The organism is Actinosynnema pretiosum (assembly GCF_002354875.1).
GTDB lineage: Bacteria > Actinomycetota > Actinomycetes > Mycobacteriales > Pseudonocardiaceae > Actinosynnema > Actinosynnema auranticum.
This window is the reverse complement of record NZ_CP023445.1, coordinates 3873232-3893452: the sequence shown is the minus strand read 5'-3', so window position 1 is coordinate 3893452 and position 20221 is coordinate 3873232. Positions and strand designations below refer to the sequence as shown.

Below are 20221 nucleotides of genomic sequence, written 5' to 3'. Positions count from 1 at the left end.
TGCTGATGCACCACACCTCGACCGCGAACGAGAACCCTCGTCTCACCGCCTGGTCGCACGTGCGCTCGTTCGCCGTGCCGACATCCATGATCGAGTCAGCGACGGCCCGCCGGGTGACCGGCGACTGGGCCGGGGCGTGCGCCGCCGCGCGCGTCGACGTCGACCTGGACCTGAGAGCCGCAGGCCGCGCCCACGGCGAGCACCTCGTCGCGCGGGTTCGCGACGACCTGCGCCACCTCGCGCCCGACCTGCTGCGCTGGCACTTCCCCCGGATCGCCCCGGACGGACTGCTGCGGCCGGGGCTCACCGCCCCGCTGGCCCGCTACGGGCCCGGCGGGGTGCACCTGGTGGCGCGGACCCCGCCGTCCTGGGCGGGCGCCGGGCAGCGGATCAGCCTGGCGCTGTGGGACCCCGAGCGCCCTCGGGACGGGGCCGGGCAGCACCCGCACCCCCGGCCCGATCGGCGCTTCCGGTTCGACCTGCACCGGCACCTGTGGGACGTCCGCAGGTCCGGTGAGCTGCGGGAGCGGGCCGGTGACGGCGTCGTCCCCGGCGCGCTCGCGGTCGACCCGGACGCCGCCGAGGTCCTCGCGCTGGTCGACGGCGCGGCCGTGGACCGGTGGGCGGCCGAGGCGGCGCTGGTGCTGCGGGCCGACGGGTCCGACAGGCCCGACGCGGATCGCGTGCTCGTGCGGCTGACCGCGCGGCACCGGCTGGTGCTGCGGGTCGACGGGCGGGAACCCCGGCTCACCGGGGCTTCCCGGCGCGACCGGGGCCTCGGGCTCCCGGTGCTGCCCGACGCCGCCACCCTGCTCCCGCCCGACGTGGAACTGCTGCGGGCCGGGCTGATCGGGCCCGACCGGTTGCACCCGCTCGTCGCGGCGGCGCTGCGCCCCGGTCACGGCCCACCCGACGCGTCCCGCAGTCCTGACGCCCCAACGGGTTCGCGCGCGGTGCGCTGCCGGGGGGCCGCGCACCGGATCGCCGTGGTCGACGGGGTGCTCGTCGCGCTGGACCACGACCCGGTCGAGCTGCGCCGCGAGGAGCTCCTCGTCGCGCTCGGCGGTCCCGGACTGCCGTGCCTGCGGGCGATCGACGACGTGCACCGCCACCCCGAGTCCCTCGTGGACGTCAAGGCCCTGCTCGGGCACGGCGACGCGGCGGGCGCGCTCGACGTCGTGGAGGGCCTGCTCGGGCCGGAAGCCGTGCTGCGCGGCGGGGTCCTGCGCGACGAGCTCGAAGCCGCCGCGCTCGGCAGGATCGCGCACGGGGTGTTCCGGGCCCAGCTCACCGGGCGCGGGACGCGCAGGGCGTACTGGGACCGGCGCGGCTGGGTGACCCAGGACTGGTCCTGGGACTGGGACACCCGGCGCGGGGTCGCCCCGCGCCCACGTCGTCGACGCCGCCCCTGAACCGCAGCTGAGCACCACCTCCGCACCAGCCGCGCCCCCGCCGGGGACGCGCGGCTCCCACCCGACCCCGGACAAGGTGACCCACCATGACCTCGACGCTGACCACCGCGCCCCGCACCGACCCGCTGGGCGCCGCCACCGACCTCCTGGCCCTGCTCCAGGACACCACCACCGAACCGCGCCCGAACGACCAGCTGTCGGCGCTGACGCTGGCCGTGTCCGCCGACCTGCCGGTGCTGCTGTGGGGTGAGCCGGGCATCGGCAAGACCGCCGCCCTCACCCAGCTCGCCGACTCGCTCGACCTGCCGCTGACCACCGTGATCGCCAGCGTGCACGAGCCGTCCGACTTCTCCGGGCTGCCGGTGGTCGGCGACGACCCGGCGGCGCAGGGCGTGCCGATGGCCCCGCCGGACTGGGCCGTGCGCCTGGTGCGCGCCGGGCGCGGCCTGCTGTTCCTGGACGAGCTGTCCACCGCGCCGCCCGCCGTGCAGGCCGCGCTGCTGCGCGTGGTGCTGGAGCGCCGGATCGGCTCGCTGGCCCTGCCGCCGGGGGTGCGGATCGTGGCCGCCGCCAACCCGCGCGCCTCGGCCGCCGACGGGTGGGAGCTGAGCCCGCCGCTGGCCAACCGGTTCGTGCACCTGGGCTGGACGCACGAGCACGAGGTGGTGGTGCGCGGGCTGGGCGGCACGTGGCCGCGGGCGGCGCTGCCGCTGCTGGACCGGGCGGCGCTGCCCGAGGCGGTGGCGTTCGCGCGGCGGGCGGTGTGCGGGCTGCTGGCCGCGCGGCCCGCGCTGGTGCACCGGCTGCCGAAGAACGAGGTGGCGCGCGGCGGGGCGTGGCCGTCGCCGCGCACCTGGGACATGACGCTGCGGCTGGTCGCGTTCGCCACCGCCGCCGGGGTGTCGCGGGACGTGCTGTCGCTGCTGGTGCGCGGGACGGTCGGGGACGGGCCGGGGCTGGAGCTGCTGGCGGCCGTCGACCGGATGGACCTGCCGGACCCCGAGGAGCTGCTGGCCGACCCGGCGGCGGTGGTGCTGCCCGAGCGCGGGGACCTGCGGCAGACCGTGCTGGAGGGGGTGGTGGAGGCGGTGCGCGCGCGGCCGGACCGGGGGCGGTGGGACGCGGCGTGGGTGATCGTGGCGCGGGCGCTGGAGAGCGGGCCGCCGGACGTGGTCGTGGTGCCCGCGTCCACGCTCGCCGCGCTGCGCCGGGAGGACTGGGAGGTGCCCGCGACGATCGAGCGGCTGGCCGGGGTGGTCTCGCTGGGCAGGCGGGCGGACCGGGCCGCGGCGGGGCGGGCGGCGGCCGTGGCGGGGCGCAGGCGGTGACGGTGCTGGACGAGGCACCGCACGCGGCCCGGCTGGACGAGGAGAAGCTGTACGCGGCCCGGCTGCACGCGGCCCGCACCCGCCCCTACCTGGCGACGGCCCTGTTCGCGCTGCGGGTGGTCGAGTCGCGGCGGGTGCCGACGATGGCGGTGGACGAGCACTGGCGGTGCTACGTCTCGCCCGCGTTCGCGGACCGCACGCCGCTGCCGGAGCTGGCGGCGGTGTGGGTGCACGAGGTGTCCCACCTGCTGCGCGACCACCACGGGCGGGGCGAGCGGTTCGCGCGGGAGAACGGGCTGCACGGGGCGGGCGAGCGGTTGCGGCGCAACATCGCGGCGGACTGCGAGATCAACGACGACGGGTTCGACGACGAGCTGCCGCTGCCGGGTGACGCGCTCCGGCCGGGGCTGCTGCGGCTGCCGCGAGGGCTGCTGATGGAGGAGTACCTGCGGCTGTTCCGGCTCGGGCCGCAGACCGACGCGTTCGGGTGGCTGGACTGCGGCAGCGGCGTCGACGGGGTGGCGCGGGGGTGGGACCTGGGCGCGGACGGGGCGCACGGGCTCAGCGCGCAGGAGCGCGACGCGGTGCGGTTCCGGGTGGCGGAGGGCATCAGGGGCAGGCCGGGGAGCGCGCCGGACGGGTGGGAGCGGTGGGCGGAGAAGGCGTTCCACCCGCCGCAGCCGTGGCGGGAGCTGCTGGGCGCGGCGGTGCGCTCGGCGGTGTCGAGCGCCGGGGTCGGGGAGGACTACGCGTACGGGCGGCCCGCGCGGCGCTCGGCCGGGCTGCCGGGCGTGGTCCTGCCGAGCCTTCGCCGCAGGCCGCCACGGGTGTGCGTGGTCGTGGACACCTCGGGGTCGGTGAGCGACGCGGAGCTGGGGAGCGCGCTGCTGGAGGTCGCGGCGATCGTGCGGGCGGTGGGCGGACGGCGCGACCTGGTGGCGGTGCTGTCCTGCGACGCCGCCGCGCACGTGACGGGGCCGCTGTGCCGGGCGGAGGGGCTGACGCTGGTGGGCGGGGGCGGGACGGACCTGCGGGTGGGGTTCGCGCGGGCGGTGCGGCGGTTCAGGCCGGACGTGATCGTGGCGCTGACCGACGGGCAGACCCCGTGGCCGGAGGTCGCGCCGCCGTGCCGGACGGTGGTGGGGCTGTTCCCGAGGGTCGGGGTGGCGGACGAGGGGGACCCGGACTACGAGCCGGACGGGCCGCCGGAGTGGGCCAGGGTGGTGGAGCTGGGCTGAGGGGCGCCGGGCCCGCCAGGCGGCCTCCCGTCCGGCGGACCCGGCGGTGGGCCGCGGTGGGCGGTGGACGGTCACGGGTCGTCGCCGGAGGGGGCCGCGTTGGGCGCGGAGGACGGGGGCCTCGACCGGCGGGGCGGCGCGGGAGCGCACGGCCGAGGTGGAGCGCCGCTGCGAGCAGGCGCTCGACGTGATCGACGCGCCGCAGCGGCACCTGCTGCCCGAGGGGGTGCCGGTGCTGCCGGGCGTGCGGATCGCGGCCAGCTACCTGCGCGCCGACGCGGGCGCCGCCGCCGGTGGCGACTGGTTCGACGCGGTCGCGCTGGCGGGCGACCGGATCACGCGCGGGGACGCGGGGCGGGCGGCGGGACGGGTGGCGGGCGCGCAGTCCGATCCGCTGCTGGTGCTGGAGCAACCGGGCGCGCCGGGGCCAAGGACCAGGGTGGACGGGCCCGTGGACGCGGCGACCACGGCGGCGGTGCGGCGGGAGGTGCTGTTCGCGCCGCCGGGGCCGAACGCGGGGCTGGTGCTGTCGCTGGTGGGCACGGGGCGCCGGACCTCGGACCCGGACCCGGCGCAGGAGGGCGGGGACTGATCGTTTCGTGCCGCTTTACGTGCCGAACCTCAGCACGTATTACTATTCCGTGCCATGACCTGCCTAGCCTGCGGAACCCCCCTCCCCAGCCGCGCCGGACCTGGCCGTAAGCAGCAGTATTGCGACTCGACCTGCCGGAGCGCAGGGCGCAGGCAGCGCCAGTCCGTCAATCAAAACTTGACACCCCCCTCCCCCGCCGGAACACTCGGCGCCGTCAAGGCCGCGCACCACCGGGTCCTCCAGTCCCAGGAACTCCTGCGCGACGCGGTCGAAGAGGCCCGCGGCGAGGGGCGCACGTGGCAGGAGATCGGAGAGGTCTTGGGCACCAGCAGGCAGGCGGCGTTCCAGCGGTTCGGGCGGCCGGTCGACCCGGTCACCGGGCAGCCGGACGTCGGGCTGGCGGGCGCCTCGGACCTCGCCCTCGTGCTGCTCGGCGAGTGCGTCGCGGGTCGGTTCGACCGGATGCGGGACGGGTTCGACCGGGACATGCGGCGTGAGCTGGGGCCGGGGCGGCTGGCCACGGTGTGGGCCCGCGTGGTCGGCAGCGTCGGGCGGTTCGAGCGGTTCGGGGAGCCCGTCCAGCACGTCGCCGGCGACATCACCGTGGTCGACGTCCTGCTGGGGTTCGAGGCGGGCCAGGTGACGGCCACCGTCAGCTTCGACCGCGAGGGCGAGGTGGCCGGGTTGTTCTTCCGGCCCGCCTGACCCTCGGAGGAAGGAACCATGATCCGTCGTCTCCTCAGCGCGGGCACCGCGATCGCGCTGCTGCTCCCGCTCGCCGCGGCTCCGGCCGCGGCGGCGCCACCGTCCACTCCGGACAGCCAGTTCGCCTGGCTGCTCGACGCCTCCGCGCGCGTCCCGGTCCCCGCCGACGAGGTGGCCGCGCACCTGGAGGCCACGACGCTGACCGCGATCGGCGGCGTGGACGGGTTCAACCGGACCCTCGAATCGCTGGGCGCCCTCACCGCCGGGGTCGTGGTGGAGCGGACCCCGACCGAGCTGCGGCAGGTCGTCGGCAGCGCGGTCGGCGACCTGCTCGGCACGATCACGGTCGACGGGGCCGGGTTGGTCGTGGGGCTGCGGTTCGCGCCGCACCTGCCCGCGCCCACCTCCTGGGAGCAGGTCGACGCCGCGCTGACCTCGCTGGCGCCGCGCGTCTCGTTCGCCGCCGCCACGATCACGCCCGAGGGGTGCGTTCCCGCGCACGGCCTGAACGAGCGCACCGCGCGACCGCTCGGCTCCGCCTTCAAGCTCTACGTCCTCGGCGCGCTCGCCCGCGAGGTCAAGGCCGGGCGGCTGTCCTGGGACACCGGGCTGCCGCTGCGCGAGCGGTGGAAGTCGTTCCCGTCCGGCGTCCTGCAGGACCAGCCGGACGGCACGGTGCTCACCCTCGCCCAGCACGCCGAGCACATGATCTCCATCAGCGACAACACCGCCACCGACCACCTGATCCACCTGCTCGGGCGCGGCGAGGTGCAGCGGCAGTTCGCCCGGTTCGGCAACACCGCCCCGAACTCGCCGATGCCCACCACCCGCGAGCTGCTCACGCTCAAGGGCTTCCAGTACCCGGCGGCGGCGACCGGGTACACCGCGCTGCCCCAGCGGCTCCGCGAGGCCGCGCTGAACGCGGTGGGCCGGGTGCCCAGGACCGCCGTGCAGCCGTGGACCGAGCCCAGGAAGATCGACCAGCTGGAGTGGTTCGGCTCGCCGCTGGACATGTGCTCCGCGATGGCCGGGCTGTGGGAGGACCACGACCCGCAGCTGGCCGAGGCCATGTCGATCAACGACGGCGGGATCGCGCTGCCGTCGGCGCGGTTCCCGACCGTCTGGTTCAAGGGCGGGTCCGAACCGGGCGTGCTGACGCTGAGCTACCTGGCGCGGCGGGACGACGGGACGCTGCTCACGGCCAGCGCGATGCTGTCCGACCCGGAGAACGCGCTCGACGAGGCGACCGCGGCGGCGCAGGTGCTCGCGGTGCTGCGCGGAGCGCTCCAGCTCGTGTGACCGGGCAGCGGTGAGGGAGAGCGGGCCGCACGAGCGGTGCGGCCCGCTCTCCCGTCAGCGGACCGGTCCCGTCACCGGGCCGGTTCGGTTGCGCCGGGCAGGCCAGGTCGCCGGTCGGGCGCTCGCCCCTGGCCAGGAACGCGGTCACCGCGCCGTTGGCGCACTCGTTGGCGCCGAACAGGTACGTCCCGTGCCCGCCCTGGTCGGCGGTCACCAGCACGGCGCGCCCGCCGAGCGCCCCCCGCATCTCCCGCGCACCGGCCAGCGGCGTGCCGGGATCGCGCTCGTTCTGGGAGATCAGCACGTTCGCCGGTCCCCTGCCGGTGATCCGGACCGGGCCCTCGACCCGCTCCCCGTGCCAGAACGCGCACGGGTTGACGCTCGCGGTCGCGCCGCCGAGCATCGGGTGGCGGACCCGGTCCACGGCCGCGTTGCGCTGGTAGGTCCTGACCGACGACGGCCAGCGGGTGTCGCCGCAGACCACGGGGAAGCGGGCCGCCATCAGGTTCTCAACGCCCTCGACCGGCGGGTCCTCGGGCAGCGGTCGGTCGGATTCCAGCGCCTGCCAGGCCTCGGGGGTCCCGGTAGTCCAGCGGGACCTTGACCCGCGCGCACTCCAGGACCGCGGGGACGGGGTGTTCGCGCGGGCCCCAGCGCACCGGGGGCGGGGAGGTGTCCGGCGCGGCGGACGCGGTGGGGGTGGCCACGGCCGCCAGCGCGGTGATCACGACGGCCGGGGAAAGGGTTCTGCGCATGGGGAAAGCGTTTCCCGGCAGGGGTGCCCGGCGCATCGGTCAGACGGTTCGGTCGACGATCACCGGGTGGACACGGTGGGCGTGGCGCGGCGCGGCTGGGCGGGTGGCAGCACGCGTGGCGGGTGGCGGTGGTCGGGGTGGCGGGCGCGCCGTTCTGTCTGATCACCGGCACGCTGCTGCCCGAGGGGGCGGAGCGCGGCTGGTTCCTGGTCGGCGACCCGCTGGTGGGGGCTGCTGTGCCTGGTCCTGGTGCTGTGGCGGCGCAGGTTCCCGCTCGCGGTGGCCGTGCCGACCTCGGTCGGCACGGGCGCGTCGATGCTCGCGGGCGGGGCGGCGCTGCTCGCTGGCGACCCGGCGCGGACCACCGAGCGGAACCGGATCGCCCGCGAGATGCACGACGTGCTGGCGCACCGGATCTCACTGGTGGCCATGCAGGCCGGGGTGCTGGGGCACCGCGCGGACCTGCGCGCGGAGGACGTGGCCGAGCTGGCGCGGGGCATCGCCGAGGGGTCGCGGCAGGCGCTGGAGGAGCTGCGGGACGTGCTGGGCGTGCTGCGGGCCTGCCCAGGGGGCGACCTCGGCCCGGCGCGCGCGCCGTCGCTGGAGCGGGTGCCGGAGCTGGTGGTGGCGGAGGCGGCGGACGGGGACGCGGCGGTGGCGCGGGAGCGGCCGGACGTGGTGCTGGTGGACGCGCGGATGCCGGGCCGCGACGGGCTGAGCGCGACGGCGGAGATCCTGACCCGCCCCGACCCGCCCGCCGTGCTGGTGCTGACGACGTTCGACTCGGACGAGCCGGTGCTGGGCGCGCTGCGGGCGGGGGCGCTGGGGTTCGTCCTGAAGGACACCCCGCCCGCGCGGATCGCCGAGGCGGTGCGGACGGCGGCGGCCGGTGAGCCGGTGCTGTCGCCGCAGGCGGTGGTGCGGCTGATCGCGGCGGGGTGAGGGGCGCGGCGGGGTGAGGGGCGCGGCGGGGTGAGGGGCGCGGCGGGGTGGGGGTAGCCTCGCCGGGTGCGGGCGCTCAGGTACTCCATCAACGTGACCGTCGACGGGTGCTGCGACCACCGGGTGATCCCCGCGGACGAGGAGCTGCACCGGCACCACGCGGGGAACATCGCGCGGGCCGACGTGCTGCTGCTCGGGCGGGTGACGTACCTGATGATGGAGGAGGCCTGGCGGTCGCCGTCCGGGAGCGCGGTCGGGGACGGGGCGGATCCCTTCGCGCGGGCCGTCGACGCGGCGCGGAAGGTCGTCGTGTCCGGGACGTTGGAGCGGGTCGACTGGAACGCCGAGCTGCTGCGCGGGGATCTCGGGTCGGCGGTGCGGGCGCTCAAGGAGGAGCCGGGGAACGGGGTGCTCGTCGGCGGGGTGGCGCTGCCGCTGGCGCTGGCGGGGCTGGGGTTGATCGACGAGTACGAGTTCGTGGTGCACCCCCGGATCGCCGGGCGCGGGCCGTCGGTGTTCGCCGGGCTCTCGGAGCACGTGGAGCTGCGGCTGGTGGAGGCGGTGGAGTTCGCGTCCGGGGCCGTGGCGATGCGGTACGAGCCCCGGAGGTGAGCCCCGGCCCGCGCGGGGCGGGCCGGGGGCGGGAGGGTCAGCTGCGGCCCAGCGCCTCGGCGGTCAGGACCGTCCCGCCAAGGCCCCAACCGCCCTCGGCGACCTCCTCCACCAGCACCAGGGTGCTCGCGCGGGCGCGTTCGCCGTACACGTCGGCGTAGGCGTCGGTCACGGCGTCGATCAGCTTCTTCTTGGACTCCGGGGTCAGCGTGCCCTCGGGGACCTTCAGGTTGGCGAACGGCATGGTGGTGCTCCTTCTTCTTCGGTGATCGGCTAGAGGGCGGCGTTGGCGGACAGCAGGTCCTCGATGCCGACCCTGCGGTAGAACTCGGCCCGGACGCGGTCCGCGACCGCTGACACGACCTCGCTGCCGTCCCGGCTCGGGTCGACGTGGACGCGGAACGGGCGCCGGTCGGCGGGCAGGCCGACGAGGCGGGTGATCTCGTCGGCCACGTCCCGCGCGTCCGCGTCCTGCGGGACGAGCGCGGCCAGGCGGTCGCCGATGGTGGCGCGCAGCTCGCCGTAGTGGTGGTCGTAGGCGGCGGCGCGGGCGGTGTCGGCCGGGCGGCCCGCGTTCGCGAAGTGGTTGGTGCCCGAGGTGAACGCGCCGGGCACGACGATGGTGGTGCCGACGCCGAAGCGGATCAGCTCGGCCGCGCAGCTCTCGGCGAGCGCGTCCATCCCGGCCTTCGCGGCGAAGTACGGGGCGAGGAACGGCGGGTGGCCGCCGCGCGTGGAGGAGCTGCCCACCCACACCAGCAGCCCGGAGCCCTGCTCGCGCAGCAGGGGCAGGGCGGCGCGGTTGACGCGGTGGGCGCCGACGGTGTTGACGTCGTACAGGTCGGCCAGCTGCTCGGAGGTGAACGCCTCGGCCGGGCCCTCCACCATGTGGCCCGCGTTGTGCACCACGACGTCCAGGCGCCCGTGGCGGCGCGCGGTCTCGGCGACGGCCCGGTCGGCGGACTCCTGGGAGCGGACGTCCAGGTCCACGGCGGACAGCGCGAGGCGCTCGGCGCGCGCCAGGTCGGCGAGCTCGGCGACGGCGGGGGCGTTGCGGTCGGCCGTGGCGCGCATCCCGGCCACGACGGTGTGCCCGGCCCTGGCCAGCGCCAGCGCGGTGAGGTGGCCGAAGCCGCTCGACGCGCCGGTGATCAGGACGACCTCCGCCGGGCGGTGGCCCGCGTCCCGGTGCTCGGTCATGACACCCACCTCCAGTTCGGTAGCGACGATAGCGCTACTTCGTTTCGTTGATATGCAGACCGTAGCACGGCGTCGGAATCAGCGCTAGCGCCGTGACGTACCATCGATTCGTGGAGGTCACCCCGGAGAGCGGCGCACCCCGCCGCAGGCGCGGCACGGCAGGACCCGACGACGACGCGGCGGTGCGGGCCGCGCTGGTGGAGGCCGCCTGGCGACGGCTGGCCGCCTCACCGGACGGCGAGATCGCCACCCGCGCGGTGTGCGAGGAGGTCGGCGTGACGCAGCCGGTGCTCTACCGGCTGTTCGGGGACAAGCGCGGGCTGCTCGACGCGGTCGCCGACGCCGGGTTCGAGCGGTACGCGCGGCGCAAGCGGGAGCTGGAGGCGACCGGCGACCCGGTGGCCGACCTGCGCGCCGGGTGGGACGACCACATGGCGTTCGCCGCCGAGAACCCGGCGCTGTACCAGCTGATGTTCGCGCCCCGCCCGCACGCGGGATCGACCGCGCACCAGCGCATCCTGGAGCTGCTGGAGGCCACGCTGGTGCGCTGCGCGGCGGCGGGCGCGCTGCGCACCAGCCCCGAGCGGGCGGCCCGGCTGCTGCTGCCCGCGAACGTGGGGGTGGCGCTGAGCCGCATCGCGCAGCCCGCGCTGTACGACGACCCGGAGCTGTCCCACCGGGCGCGGGACGCGGTGTTCGCCGCCGTGCTCACCGACGCGGGCGCGCCCGCCGGACCCGATCCCGTGCGGGCGGCGGCGCGGCAGCTGCGGTCCCGGCTGGCGCTGCACGGCGCCGACGGGCTGGAACCGGTCGAGTCCGCGCTGCTCGACCGGTGGCTCGAACGCCTGGACCAGCCCGGCTGAGCGGCGGGGCGGGCCGGATGAGGGCGGGCCTGCTCAGCCCCGCAGCTCGTCCAGCAGCTCGGCGGTCCGCTCCCACCTTTCGGGCATCCGCACGTGCCAGGTGGCGCTGTCGAACGCCTCCACCTCGGCCACCCGCTCCCCCCGCCACTCGGCCACGATCAGGCAGTCGATCGTCTGCCCCTGCCGCTCCGCGAACGCGCGCAGCTCCGCCCAGGTGAACGGCACGCCCTCGGCGAGCACGCGAGCCCGGAACCCCGGCATCCCGCCGGGGACCACGCCCGCGCCGCGGAAGTCCCGCACGGTCCAGGTCCACGGGTTGTCCGGGATGGTCGCGAGCACGTCGGACAGGGAGATCAACCACCTGGTCGGCGAGTCCATCGGCAGCACGACCTCGACGATCAGCGCTCTGCCCCCCTGGTCAGCGGGTCGTGGACGATCCCGTCACCACCAGGCTATTACCGTTGATCAACGCGTTTTCCGGGCGGCGGCGCTGGAGCGGGCGACCCGGCGGTCGGGGCGGGTGGGCACGCGGTGACCGAGGGGAGGACGCGCCCGTACGCCGGGCCCGCGGACCCGCGCGCGATGCAGGGGGTGGCGCGGCGGATCTGGTCGCCGCGCCGCAGGCGCACGGGTACGGGCCCGGCACTCGGTGCGCGCTGGACGACCTGCCGACGCCCGTGCTGCCCGTCGCGGCCACCCGCCTGATCTGGTTCGACGAGCGCGACGGCGTGGGCGAGCTGGAACCGGTCGGGGTCGACCCCGGTCTGCGGCAGCGCGGGCTGGGCCGGGCGGCGCTGGACGCCCTGCGCGAGGCGGGCGGGCGGCGGTGGTCCGCTGCACGGGCACCCCGACCACCCCGCGCCCGCGCCGCTGCACCGGGGTTCGGGGTTCCGCGAGCACGCCCGCACGATCACCTCCGCGGGACCGCGCTGAGCCCGCCTCAGGCGTGCTCGACCGCGCGCACCGATCCCCCCGCCACCACCGGCATCGGGACGTGGTGCACGGTCGTCGGGCTGCGGTCGCGGCGGGGGCGGGACAGCAGGAGCTCCACGGCCGTCGCGCCGAGGCGGTGGTGCGGCAGGGCGACGGTGGTCAGGCGCGGGCGCATCCAGGCGGCCACGGGGTGGTCGTCGAAGCCGACCACGGAGACGTCGCCCGGCACGGACAGGCCCGCCTCCGCGAGCGCCTGGCAGGCGCCGAACGCCAGGCGGTCGTTGAAGCACAGCAGCGCGCGGGGGCGGTGGCGGGACAGCAGGTCGAGGGTGGCGCGGTAGCCGTTCTCCGGCATCCACTCCAGGCACGGGCGCACGCTCTCCACCTCCACCCCGGCCGCCGCGAAGACCTCCAGCGCGCCGGAGAGCCGGGCCACGGCGGCGATGTGGCGCGGGGCGATCGCCTCGACCGTGGGCCCGGTGCCGATCAGGTGCACGCCCTCCCGGTGCCCGGCGTCGAGCAGCACCCGCGCCGCCGAACGGCCGCCGCCGCGGTCGTCGGGGAGCACGGCGTGCGCGGGGAAGTCGTTGGCGGGCAGCACGTTCAGCAGCACGGACGGTCCGTCGCGCAGTCCGTCCGGGACCTCCAGCAGCCGGGGGAACCTGGCCGCGAAGACCACGCCCTCCACCTGGCGGGCGCGCAGCGAGGCCACCAGCGCCGCCTCCACCTCGCGGTCGCCGCCGCTCTCACCGGCGAACAGGGTGAACCCGTGCCGGTGGGCGGCGTCGACCGCGCCCTCGATCAGCTCACCGGACAGCTTGGCCGAGGCCACGGCGTCCGAGACGAACCCGAGGGTCTTGGTGCGGGAGGCGGACAGCAGCGTGTCGCGGCGGTAGCCGAGCTGCTCCGCGGTCGCCCGCACCCTGCGCTCCACGGCCGCCGAGATGCGCAGCTCCCGCGCGCGGCCGGAGAGCACCAGGGAGGCGGTGGGCACCGACACGGCGCAGGCGGACGCGACGTCGGCCAGCGTGACGCGCGTCCGCCCGCCCCGGCGGACACCTGCTCGCGGGGGTGTGCCCGTCAACCGTGCCTCCCGTCACCGGTCGCGCGGCGGCCCCGCGCGAGGTACTACCCCATCGTGCAGGGCGCGCCGTTCAAGGAGAACCCCGAAGGTGGGGCCGCGTCCCCGCTGTGGGTGACCTGGTAGCCGATGCTGACCCTGCCACCGGGCGGGATCGCCGCGTTGTAGCCCGCGTCGCGGGCGGTCACCCGGCCCGAGTTCGGCGCGTACGAGGCGTTCCAGCCCGAGGTGATCACCTGTCCCGCCGGGAGCGCGAACTCCAGCGACCAGCCCTGCACCTGCGTGGTCCCGGTGTTGGTGACGGCGAGCTCCGCCGTCAGGCCGTTGCCCCAGGCGTTGACGGTGGCCGCCACCCGGCAGGCCCCCGGCTGCGGTTCGCCGGGCGTGGTGGTGGTCGTGGTGGTGCTGGTGGTGGTGCCGGTCGGGTCGGGCCCGGTTCCGGCGAACTGGGTGAAGAACCGCCAGGTCTCCTCGGGCGCCCACGTCCTGGTGCCGCTGTCGCCGGGCGCGTTGTCCTGCGGTGCGGCGATGTGGCCCTCGTCGAACGCGACCCAGCGCACCGGGTAGCCGTCGCGGCAGCCGGTGTAGGTGGTGCCCCGGTGGGTCAGGCTGCCCTGGGACGGCTCCGGCGGGTTCTGCGCGGCGCAACCGTTGTTGCGCACGAACCGGTCGCGCATCGAGCGACCGCCGGAGATGTTCAGGACGCTGTCGCGCAGGCCGTGGATGCCCAGGTAGGCGATGGGCTGCGTGCCGCCCGCGCAGCCGCTGAGCACGCCGCCCGCGATGACCGCGACCGCGCGGAACACCGTCGGCCGCGAGCAGGCCACCGAGTAGGACATCGCGCCGCCGTAGCTGAAGCCGGTGGCGAACCGCTGCGCGGTGTCCACGCACAGCCCGGCGTCGAGCTGGCGGACGATGTCGTCGACGAGGGTGATGTCCTCGCCGCCGTTGTTCGCCCAGCCGTTGTTGAAGCCCTGCGGCGCGACGAAGATCGTGCTGCTGCCCGCCAGGCGCTTGAGGCCGTAGTAGGACCAGACGTCGCGCTGCACGGTCTGGCCGGTGGCGACGTCGTTCGCGGTGCCGCCGAGCCAGTGGAAGCCGAAGACGACCCGGTGCGGGCGGTCGCGGTCGTAGCCGTCCGGGATCGAGAGGATGTAGGTGCGGGACTTGCCGCTGCTGGTGATCGTGCGCGTGCCGCTGGTGAGCGCGGGCGCCTTGCCGCAGCCCTCCGTCGTGGCGGACGCGCCGGGGGTGCCGGTCGCGCCGCTCGCGCTGGTGGTGATCAGCCCTGCGGCGAGGGTGAGCAGCGCGATGCCCGCTGCCGCGAGGACCCTTTTGCGCGCCAAGGGATCGGTCCTTCCTGTGGTGGTCGTGGTGGCGGTCACGGGGTGGTGAGGTCGAAGCGGCGGGCGGTGACGGAGCCGCCGAGCGCGGCGGTCGCGTGGTTGAAGACGCCGAAGCGGTAGCCCATGAAGAACCGCCAGTCGTTCTTGAGCGTGAACGCCGGGCCGAAGGCGGTGAAGTCGGTCCCGTTGGTGCTGTAGGAGAACCGGGCCTGCCTGCCGTTGCCGGGGCGGATGTCGGCGTTGGCGCGCAACCAGATCCGGGTGCCGTTCAGGTCGGCGCCCGCGACCTCGTACCCGGTTCCGGTGGTGCGCCAGGAGCCGTCCATGGTCAGTCCGGTGACGGAGACGATCCGGTTGCGGCCGTTGTCGCGCTTGACGCCGATCCACGCCGAGGAGTCGCGCAGCACGGCCAGCCCGGTGCGGTCGCCGTCGCGCATCGCCGACAGGTCCAGCTCCACGGTGCCGGTGGAGGTGGGGCCCTGGATGCGGTGGGTGAGGGTGTTGCGGGCGGAGTACAGGTCGTTGGTGACGGTCGCGGTGGACAGGCGAAGACCGTTGTTGACGCTGTACTTGGAGGTGTCCGGGTTGTGGTTCCACTCCCACTGCGGGCCGAGCGCCGTTCCGGGGAAGGTGTCGGTGCCGATCATGGGTTTGACCTGGCGCGGGGGCGCGGGCAGGTTCGGCTTCGGGTAGGTCGCGCCCCAGCCGCCGTTGACGGTGGTGACGCGCGGCCAGCCGTCCGAGGTCCAGGTGATGGGCGCGAGCACCGGCACGCGCCCGCCGGGGTAGGCGTCGACGAAAGCCAGGTAGTGCCAGTCGCCGTTCTGGGTCTGTACCAGGCCGCCCTGGTGCGGCACTCCCCCGCCCTGGATCGGCGAGGGCATGTCGAGCAGCACCTGCTGGATCGAGTACGGGCCGAACGGGCTGGATGACTTGAGCACGTACTGGCCGTTCGCGGGCCTGGTGAGCCAGATGTAGTAGTTGCCGCCGCGCTTGTAGAAGCGCGCCCCTTCGAGGGTGCCGATGTTCGAGGGGGTCTGGAACACCTGCTGCGAGCGGACCTCCGACTTCCCGTCGGCGGAGAGCTGGGCGACGCTGATGCTGGTGTTGCCGTAGGCGACGTACATCGTGTCGTCGTCGTCCACGAGCATCCCGGCGTCGTAGTAGCACTTGTTGATGGTGGTGTGCTTGGACCACTGGCCGTCGACGGCGGTCGCGGTGTACAGGTGCGTCTGGGCGAAGTCGACGCAGCCGCCCCAGTAGAAGGTGCGGTTGCTCTTGCGGTGCGCCAGGAACGACGCCCAGATGCCGTTGACGTACGCGCGGGAGCCGTTGCCCATGTCGTACTTGGCGCCGAAGTCCAGGCGCGGCACGGAGTGCCCGGCGAACTCCCAGTTGACCAGGTCGTAGGAGCGCAGCACGGGCGCGCCGGGCGAGTAGTGCATGGTGGAGGCCGAGTAGTAGTAGGTGTCGTCCACGCGCAGGACGTCGATGTCGGCGAAGTCCTGCCACAGCACGGGGTTGGTGTAGGTGGCCTGGGCGCAGGCGTCGCCCGCGCAGTCCTGCGCGGCGGGCGTGGCGGCGGCGCCGGCCGGGCGGTGCGCGGTCAGCCCGGCCGCCACGAGGGCGAGCACGGCCAGGGCGATGGGCGCCCATCTGCGTTGACGGGGCATCGGTGTGCCTCTCCTGGTGCGCGGGAGCTGGTCTCCGGCACGGCGGTGCGCCGCGGACCGGTGGGGTCCGCGGCGCGCCGGGTGGTCAGCAGGGGGAGTTGGTCTGGGTCAGCAGGCCCAGCCGCCAGGGCAGGCGGTTGTAGTCGCCGGACGCGTTGGGGTCCAGGCCCTGGTACAGGTAGCTCAGCTTGCAGGGGTTGATCTCCATGGTCTGGTCGGTCCCGCTGCGCACCATCTCGCCGTGGCTGATGTCGCGCGTCCACTGGCCGCCGGGGAACGTGACGTTGTTGGCGCGGGCGAACGGGTTCGACTCGCTGTCGGCCAGCGCGGTCCACGGTCCGGCGATCGCCGGGGCGGTCCAGGAGCGGAACCAGCGGCGGCCGTCCGAGCCGATCGCCTCGTGGACCATGAGCCACTGGTCCTTGCCTGCGATCTTGTAGATGTTGGCCGCCTCGAACAGCCGGTTGCGGTTGCTGTCCTGCATGGCGATCACCGTGTTGGTGAAGCCGTTGGGGAACTGGGCGAGGCTGGTCTCCGAGCGGTACAGGTGGCCGTTGTCGTCCGAGGAGAACAGGTGGCACTTGGCCGTGTCGCAGACGGTCCAGAAGTCGACCCAGTAGCCGTTGCCGATGTTGTCCCGGATGATCTGCGGCATCCCGTTCGCGTAGAAGTTCCTCGGCGCGGACCAGGACGCGGGGTTCTCGATGTCGGCGGTCGTCGAGTACGAGGCGTTGGAACCGGTCTGGTACACCAGGTACCACAGGCGTTGCGGGGCGAAGTAGAACACCTGCGGCGCGGCCCGGTAGCCCGTGCCGATCCCGGAGCGGTCCAGGTAGTAGTGCGGGGCGGACGCGGCCTGGGACCAGTCGGTGAAGCTGGTGTGCACGAGGTTGTAGCCGTTGGTGTAGACCGAGGCGAACACGTGGTAGCGGCCGTTGTGGCGCACCACGCTGGGGTCCTTGACGGAGACCGTGGCGTGCGAGGAGTCGGGCTTGGGTCCGATCAGCGCGCCGCTGGAGGACCACCGGAAGCTGCTCGGCAGCGAGCCGCCCGGTTGCTGCGGGGTCGTGGTGGTGGGCGGCGTGGTGGTCGGGGGCGTGCTGGTCGTGGGCCCGACTCCTCCCGTGCACGTGGTTCCGTTGAGGCTGAACGAGGTCGGGTCGGGGTTCGACCCGGTGGAGGTCGCGTTGAACCCGAACTCGACGCGGCCCCCGGTGGGGATGGCGGCGTTGTAGGAGGCGTTGCGGGCGCTCACCTGGCCGCCGGACTGGGACACCTCGGCGTTCCAGGCCTGCGCGACCTGCTGGCCCGAGCCGTAGGTCCAGGTGAGCGTCCAGCCGTCGACGGCGTCACCGAGGTTGGTGATGGCGACGCTCGCGGTGAAACCGCCCTGCCACTGGGAGGTCGCCGCGTAGGCGATCGAGCACCCTGGCGCCGCGGCGGCCTGCGGTGAGAGGGCGGCGAGCGCGGTCACCATGGCGATCGAGGTGGTGGCCACGGCGCCGATCCGGGCCCGGCGCGGGGTGAACAGCCTTGCGAGGAGCATGGTCGCCCTTCGTCGTCGTCGACGGGTGGTCGGCGTGGCCGACCGGCAGCGGCGGGGAGCGGGCTGGTACCCCCACTTCCTGCAATCTAGCCAGGTGGTCCGGGGTGGTCAAAGCTAAAAAGGGCGGGCGCGGTTTAGCCTCCAGCGCAAAGGTTTCGCGCGCTCTTTCGGCCGGGCGCGGGTCAGAGGCGCACGCGGACGACGGTGAACGGGAGGTTCGGCTCGGCGATCTGGTATTGGAAGTTGACCACCAGCAGGTCGTCGCCGTCGAAGGCCGCGGTGGACGGGACGTCCATGCCACGGCCGTTGATCCGCCGCAGCAGCGTGGCGCGCGAGTGGTCCTCGCTCAGCCGCAGGACGCTGATCTCGCCCTCCGGGTGGAACAGGCTGGTGACGCTGTAGAGGCGGTCGCCGCGCAGGAGCAGCCCGTCCGAGCCGATGTCGTCCACGCCGCCGAGGTCGATCGGGGTGATGGCTCCGGTGCTGGTGCTGATGCGGTGGAACGCCCGGGAGTTGGTGTCGGCGAGCAGCACGTGGCGGCCGTCCTGGGTGACCACGAGTCCGTTGCCGTTGATGCCCTCCTCGTAGCGCACCGGGGAGTCGGTGAGGTCCACGAACGTCCTCAGTGGCTGCTCGACCTCGGGGCTCGCCAGCTCGGCGGCGGTGATCCGGTAGAGGACGGGGCGCAGCGAGTCGCTGACGTAGGCGTCGCCGTTCGGGGCGATGGCGACGTCGTTGACCAGGCCGTCGCGGGCCCCGGAGTCGAACACGTGCAGGAGCGCGCCGGTGCGGGTGCTGTGGACGAAGACCTTGCCGGTGGCGCCGCCCGCGATGACCAGCCAGCCACGGGTGATCTTCATGCCGACGGCGGTGGTGCGGCCGTGCTGACCGGCGGGCAGGAAGGGCTCCAGGGCGGGGTGGTCGACGTGGCCGCGCCAGATCGTGCCGTCGGTCGTGCCGCCGACGTAGAAGTGCGGCGTGCCCGGCTCGCGGACGATGCCCTCCGGGTGAGCGCGGTCGCCGGGGACGACGTAGCGGGTGACGGGGTGGTGCGCGGCGGCGGGTGGTGCGGGGGCGAGCGCGGTGAGGAGCAGGGTCGCGGCGAGGAGGGCGCGGGTGGTGGTCACGGGAGGGCTCCAGGGGGTGGGAGGGGTGTCTGGTGCCAGCCAAGCGCCTCGCGGCGCGGGGTGGCAGTGGGCGCTTGTCGGGGGTAGTTCCTCAACCCCCCTTTCTGGCGGGGCGGCCGTCTAGGGTGGGCGGCGTGGGCGATCTTGGGCGGCACCCGGTGGCGAACCGGTCCGACGTGCGGGACTTCCTGGTCAGCAGGCGCGCGAGGGTCAGTCCGGGGCGGGTCGGGTTGCCGGTGCTCGGGCGGCGGCGGGTGCCGGGGCTGCGGCGGGAGGAGGTCGCGCTGCTCGCGGGCGTCAGCGTCGACTGGTACACCCGCCTGGAGAGGGGGCACATCGGCGGCGTCTCGCGGGAGGTGCTCGACTCCGTGGCCGGGGTGCTGCGGCTCGACGCCGAGGAGCGGGTCTACCTGTTCGACCTGGCGCGCGCGGCCCGGCCGCCCCGGCCCGCCGAGGAGGTGGCGGAGGCGGTGGCGGAGGCCGCGCTGCCCGCGACCGCGCAGTGGCTGCTGGACAGCATGACGCTGTCGTCGGCGATGGTGACCGGGCCGCGGCAGGACGTGCTGGCGGTCAACCCGCTGGCCCGCGCGCTCTACGCGCCGCTGTTCGCCAGCGCCACGACGCGGGAGGGCGGCCCGGCGAACCTCGCCCGCTACCACTTCCTCGACGCGGGCGCCCGCGAGTTCTACGGGGACTGGGCGGGCACGGCCGACGTGCTCGTCGCCGCGCTGCGCGCCGAGGCCGGGCGCGACCCGCGCGACCGGGCGACCCGCGAGCTGGTGGGCGAGCTGACGGCCGCGAGCGCCGAGTTCCGGGCGCGGTGGAGCGCGCACGACGTGCTGCTGCACCCGCGCGGCGTCAAGACCTTCCGGCACCCCGGGGCGGGTGAGCTGCGCCTGAGCTACCACTCGGTGGACCTGCCGATCTCCGCGACGCGGACCCGGCACGTGTGCGCGTGCACCGCCGAGCCCGGCTCGACCGACGAGGCGAGGCTGCGCTCGCTCGTCGGGTGAGCCGGGGGTGACCGGCCGCCGCCGTCGCGCTCGCGGCGGCGGGGCGTGGCCGCGGGTCAGAGCGTGAGCGCCATCCCGATCGAGCCGGGCGCGGTCTCGGTGAAGCCGTGCTTGAGGTAGAGCGGGCGGCCGGGCGCGTCGGCCAGGAGGGTGACGAACGCGCCGGGCGGGGCGGCCTCGCGGATGCGCCGGAGCAGCGCCTCCATGATCGCGCCGCCGATGCCCCTGCCCTGGTGGTCGGGCAGCACGGCCATGTCGACGACGTGGAAGTACCAGCCGCCGTCGCCGAGGACCCGGCCCATGCCGACGGTCCGGCCGTCCGCGTGCGTGACGTGGAAGGAGGCCCAGGCGCCGGGCAGGGCGGCGGCGGCCTGCTCGGGGGTCTTGGGCGACAGGCCGGACTCGGCGCGCAGGCGGAGGTAGTCGGCGACCGACGGCGGGGTCGGGTGGAGCTCGTAGTCCCGGTGCACGCGGTCAGGCTCCCACGGGCGCGGGTCCGCGGATTTCTCGACACGCCCGCCCGGCGGGATCGCGAGCCGGTCGCCGAGTGGCGGAG

Annotated in this window: 20 protein-coding genes and 3 pseudogenes; 12 read left to right on the top strand and 11 right to left on the bottom strand. The window is 75.2% G+C overall.

Going from position 1 to position 20221, the window contains the following annotated elements; translation table 11 throughout:
• Positions 1 to 5: 5 nt before the first annotated feature.
• The 6 genes from CNX65_RS16640 (at position 6) to CNX65_RS16615 (ending at position 6574) form a co-directional block, all read left to right on the top strand.
• On the top strand, positions 6 to 1412 hold the full coding sequence (locus CNX65_RS16640) for a hypothetical protein (protein ID WP_096497826.1): 1407 nt from the start codon (positions 6 to 8) through the stop codon (positions 1410 to 1412).
• Positions 1413 to 1498: 86 nt separating this feature from the next.
• The gene (locus tag CNX65_RS16635; RefSeq protein WP_096494116.1) at positions 1499 to 2740 is read left to right on the top strand and encodes an AAA family ATPase; all 1242 of its coding nucleotides are present in this window, start codon (positions 1499 to 1501) and stop codon (positions 2738 to 2740) included.
• A complete protein-coding gene (locus tag CNX65_RS16630) occupies positions 2737 to 3978 on the top strand; it encodes a vWA domain-containing protein (RefSeq protein ID WP_232519869.1) in 1242 nt (413 codons plus the stop codon). Before CNX65_RS16635 ends, CNX65_RS16630 begins: the two co-directional genes overlap by 4 nt.
• A gap of 157 nt (positions 3979 to 4135) precedes the next feature.
• Positions 4136 to 4570 carry a hypothetical protein gene (locus tag CNX65_RS37860; RefSeq protein ID WP_096494114.1) on the top strand — a complete coding sequence of 145 codons (435 nt, stop codon included), beginning with the start codon at positions 4136 to 4138 and terminating at the stop codon, positions 4568 to 4570.
• Between the two features lie 177 nt (positions 4571 to 4747).
• Complete coding sequence (locus tag CNX65_RS16620; RefSeq protein WP_157767685.1) at positions 4748 to 5275, top strand: DUF3887 domain-containing protein; 528 nt, start codon at positions 4748 to 4750, stop codon at positions 5273 to 5275.
• Positions 5276 to 5293: 18 nt separating this feature from the next.
• Positions 5294 to 6574: a serine hydrolase gene (locus CNX65_RS16615; protein ID WP_096494110.1), complete on the top strand. Its 1281-nt coding sequence runs from the start codon at positions 5294 to 5296 to the stop codon at positions 6572 to 6574.
• On the opposite strand, the gene CNX65_RS16610 is transcribed toward CNX65_RS16615, so the two are convergent.
• Positions 6471 to 7076: an alpha/beta hydrolase gene (locus CNX65_RS16610; protein ID WP_096494108.1), complete on the bottom strand. Its 606-nt coding sequence runs from the start codon at positions 7074 to 7076 to the stop codon at positions 6471 to 6473. The two genes, CNX65_RS16615 and CNX65_RS16610, sit on opposite strands and share 104 nt — an antisense overlap.
• A gap of 7 nt (positions 7077 to 7083) precedes the next feature.
• Positions 7084 to 7329, bottom strand: coding sequence for a hypothetical protein (locus CNX65_RS35430; protein ID WP_157767684.1), 246 nt, complete (start codon positions 7327 to 7329; stop codon positions 7084 to 7086).
• Between the two features lie 315 nt (positions 7330 to 7644).
• On the opposite strand from CNX65_RS35430, the pseudogene CNX65_RS38160 reads away from it, so the two are divergent.
• The 3 genes and pseudogenes from CNX65_RS38160 to CNX65_RS16600 form a co-directional block, all read left to right on the top strand.
• Positions 7645 to 7830 (top strand): annotated as a pseudogene (locus tag CNX65_RS38160) (histidine kinase); the annotation flags it as partial.
• Between the two features lie 111 nt (positions 7831 to 7941).
• Positions 7942 to 8265, top strand: a pseudogene (locus CNX65_RS16605) (response regulator); the annotation flags it as partial.
• A gap of 72 nt (positions 8266 to 8337) precedes the next feature.
• Positions 8338 to 8883, top strand: coding sequence for a dihydrofolate reductase family protein (locus CNX65_RS16600; RefSeq protein ID WP_096494106.1), 546 nt, complete (start codon positions 8338 to 8340; stop codon positions 8881 to 8883).
• 37 nt (positions 8884 to 8920) lie between these two features.
• On the opposite strand, the gene CNX65_RS16595 is transcribed toward CNX65_RS16600, so the two are convergent.
• Both CNX65_RS16595 and CNX65_RS16590 read right to left on the bottom strand, forming a co-directional pair.
• Positions 8921 to 9127, bottom strand: a complete 207-nt coding sequence (locus CNX65_RS16595) for a 4-oxalocrotonate tautomerase family protein (RefSeq protein ID WP_096494104.1) — start codon at positions 9125 to 9127, stop codon at positions 8921 to 8923.
• Positions 9128 to 9156: 29 nt separating this feature from the next.
• Positions 9157 to 10083: an SDR family oxidoreductase gene (locus tag CNX65_RS16590; protein WP_096494102.1), complete on the bottom strand. Its 927-nt coding sequence runs from the start codon at positions 10081 to 10083 to the stop codon at positions 9157 to 9159.
• A gap of 110 nt (positions 10084 to 10193) precedes the next feature.
• On the opposite strand from CNX65_RS16590, the gene CNX65_RS16585 reads away from it, so the two are divergent.
• A complete protein-coding gene (locus CNX65_RS16585; protein WP_232519868.1) occupies positions 10194 to 10946 on the top strand; it encodes a TetR/AcrR family transcriptional regulator in 753 nt (250 codons plus the stop codon).
• 33 nt (positions 10947 to 10979) lie between these two features.
• Here the strand turns inward: CNX65_RS16585 and CNX65_RS16580 are convergent, their stop codons facing one another.
• Positions 10980 to 11333 carry a hypothetical protein gene (locus CNX65_RS16580; RefSeq protein ID WP_096494098.1) on the bottom strand — a complete coding sequence of 118 codons (354 nt, stop codon included), beginning with the start codon at positions 11331 to 11333 and terminating at the stop codon, positions 10980 to 10982.
• 41 nt (positions 11334 to 11374) lie between these two features.
• On the opposite strand from CNX65_RS16580, the pseudogene CNX65_RS38350 reads away from it, so the two are divergent.
• Positions 11375 to 11758 (top strand): annotated as a pseudogene (locus CNX65_RS38350) (GNAT family N-acetyltransferase); the annotation flags it as partial.
• A gap of 128 nt (positions 11759 to 11886) precedes the next feature.
• On the opposite strand, the gene CNX65_RS16575 reads toward CNX65_RS38350, so the two are convergent.
• The 5 genes from CNX65_RS16575 to CNX65_RS16555 all read right to left on the bottom strand — a co-directional run bounded on the left by CNX65_RS16575 (position 11887) and on the right by CNX65_RS16555 (position 18652).
• Positions 11887 to 12963 carry a LacI family DNA-binding transcriptional regulator gene (locus CNX65_RS16575; RefSeq protein ID WP_096494096.1) on the bottom strand — a complete coding sequence of 359 codons (1077 nt, stop codon included), beginning with the start codon at positions 12961 to 12963 and terminating at the stop codon, positions 11887 to 11889.
• 44 nt (positions 12964 to 13007) lie between these two features.
• Positions 13008 to 14306 carry a cellulose binding domain-containing protein gene (locus CNX65_RS16570; RefSeq protein ID WP_096494094.1) on the bottom strand — a complete coding sequence of 433 codons (1299 nt, stop codon included), beginning with the start codon at positions 14304 to 14306 and terminating at the stop codon, positions 13008 to 13010.
• 35 nt (positions 14307 to 14341) lie between these two features.
• Complete coding sequence (locus CNX65_RS16565) at positions 14342 to 15979, bottom strand: glycoside hydrolase family 43 protein (protein WP_096494092.1); 1638 nt, start codon at positions 15977 to 15979, stop codon at positions 14342 to 14344.
• Positions 15980 to 16064: 85 nt separating this feature from the next.
• The gene (locus tag CNX65_RS16560; RefSeq protein ID WP_096494090.1) at positions 16065 to 17525 is read right to left on the bottom strand and encodes a non-reducing end alpha-L-arabinofuranosidase family hydrolase; all 1461 of its coding nucleotides are present in this window, start codon (positions 17523 to 17525) and stop codon (positions 16065 to 16067) included.
• A gap of 182 nt (positions 17526 to 17707) precedes the next feature.
• The gene (locus tag CNX65_RS16555; protein ID WP_096494088.1) at positions 17708 to 18652 is read right to left on the bottom strand and encodes an SMP-30/gluconolactonase/LRE family protein; all 945 of its coding nucleotides are present in this window, start codon (positions 18650 to 18652) and stop codon (positions 17708 to 17710) included.
• A 134-nt stretch (positions 18653 to 18786) separates the two neighbouring features.
• On the opposite strand from CNX65_RS16555, the gene CNX65_RS16550 reads away from it, so the two are divergent.
• Entirely contained in the window at positions 18787 to 19665 is an 879-nt protein-coding gene (locus tag CNX65_RS16550) for a helix-turn-helix domain-containing protein (protein ID WP_232519867.1), read from the top strand.
• A gap of 56 nt (positions 19666 to 19721) precedes the next feature.
• Here CNX65_RS16550 and CNX65_RS16545 read toward each other — a convergent pair whose 3' ends face one another.
• On the bottom strand, positions 19722 to 20135 hold the full coding sequence (locus CNX65_RS16545; RefSeq protein WP_096494084.1) for a GNAT family N-acetyltransferase: 414 nt from the start codon (positions 20133 to 20135) through the stop codon (positions 19722 to 19724).
• Between the last annotated feature and the right edge of the window lie 86 nt (positions 20136 to 20221).

Excerpts from the sequence above, each read along its gene's own strand:
- CNX65_RS16640 (WP_096497826.1), top strand. The coding sequence starts at position 6 with ATGCACCACACCTCGACCGCGAACGAGAACCCTCGTCTCACCGCCTGG.
- CNX65_RS16635 (WP_096494116.1), top strand. The coding sequence starts at position 1,499 with ATGACCTCGACGCTGACCACCGCGCCCCGCACCGACCCGCTGGGCGCC.
- CNX65_RS16615 (WP_096494110.1), top strand. The coding sequence starts at position 5,294 with ATGATCCGTCGTCTCCTCAGCGCGGGCACCGCGATCGCGCTGCTGCTC.
- CNX65_RS16610 (WP_096494108.1), bottom strand. The coding sequence starts at position 7,076 with ATGGCGGCCCGCTTCCCCGTGGTCTGCGGCGACACCCGCTGGCCGTCG.
- CNX65_RS35430 (WP_157767684.1), bottom strand. The coding sequence starts at position 7,329 with ATGCGCAGAACCCTTTCCCCGGCCGTCGTGATCACCGCGCTGGCGGCC.
- CNX65_RS16595 (WP_096494104.1), bottom strand. The coding sequence starts at position 9,127 with ATGCCGTTCGCCAACCTGAAGGTCCCCGAGGGCACGCTGACCCCGGAG.
- CNX65_RS16590 (WP_096494102.1), bottom strand. The coding sequence starts at position 10,083 with ATGACCGAGCACCGGGACGCGGGCCACCGCCCGGCGGAGGTCGTCCTG.
- CNX65_RS16565 (WP_096494092.1), bottom strand. The coding sequence starts at position 15,979 with ATGCCCCGTCAACGCAGATGGGCGCCCATCGCCCTGGCCGTGCTCGCC.
- CNX65_RS16560 (WP_096494090.1), bottom strand. The coding sequence starts at position 17,525 with ATGCTCCTCGCAAGGCTGTTCACCCCGCGCCGGGCCCGGATCGGCGCC.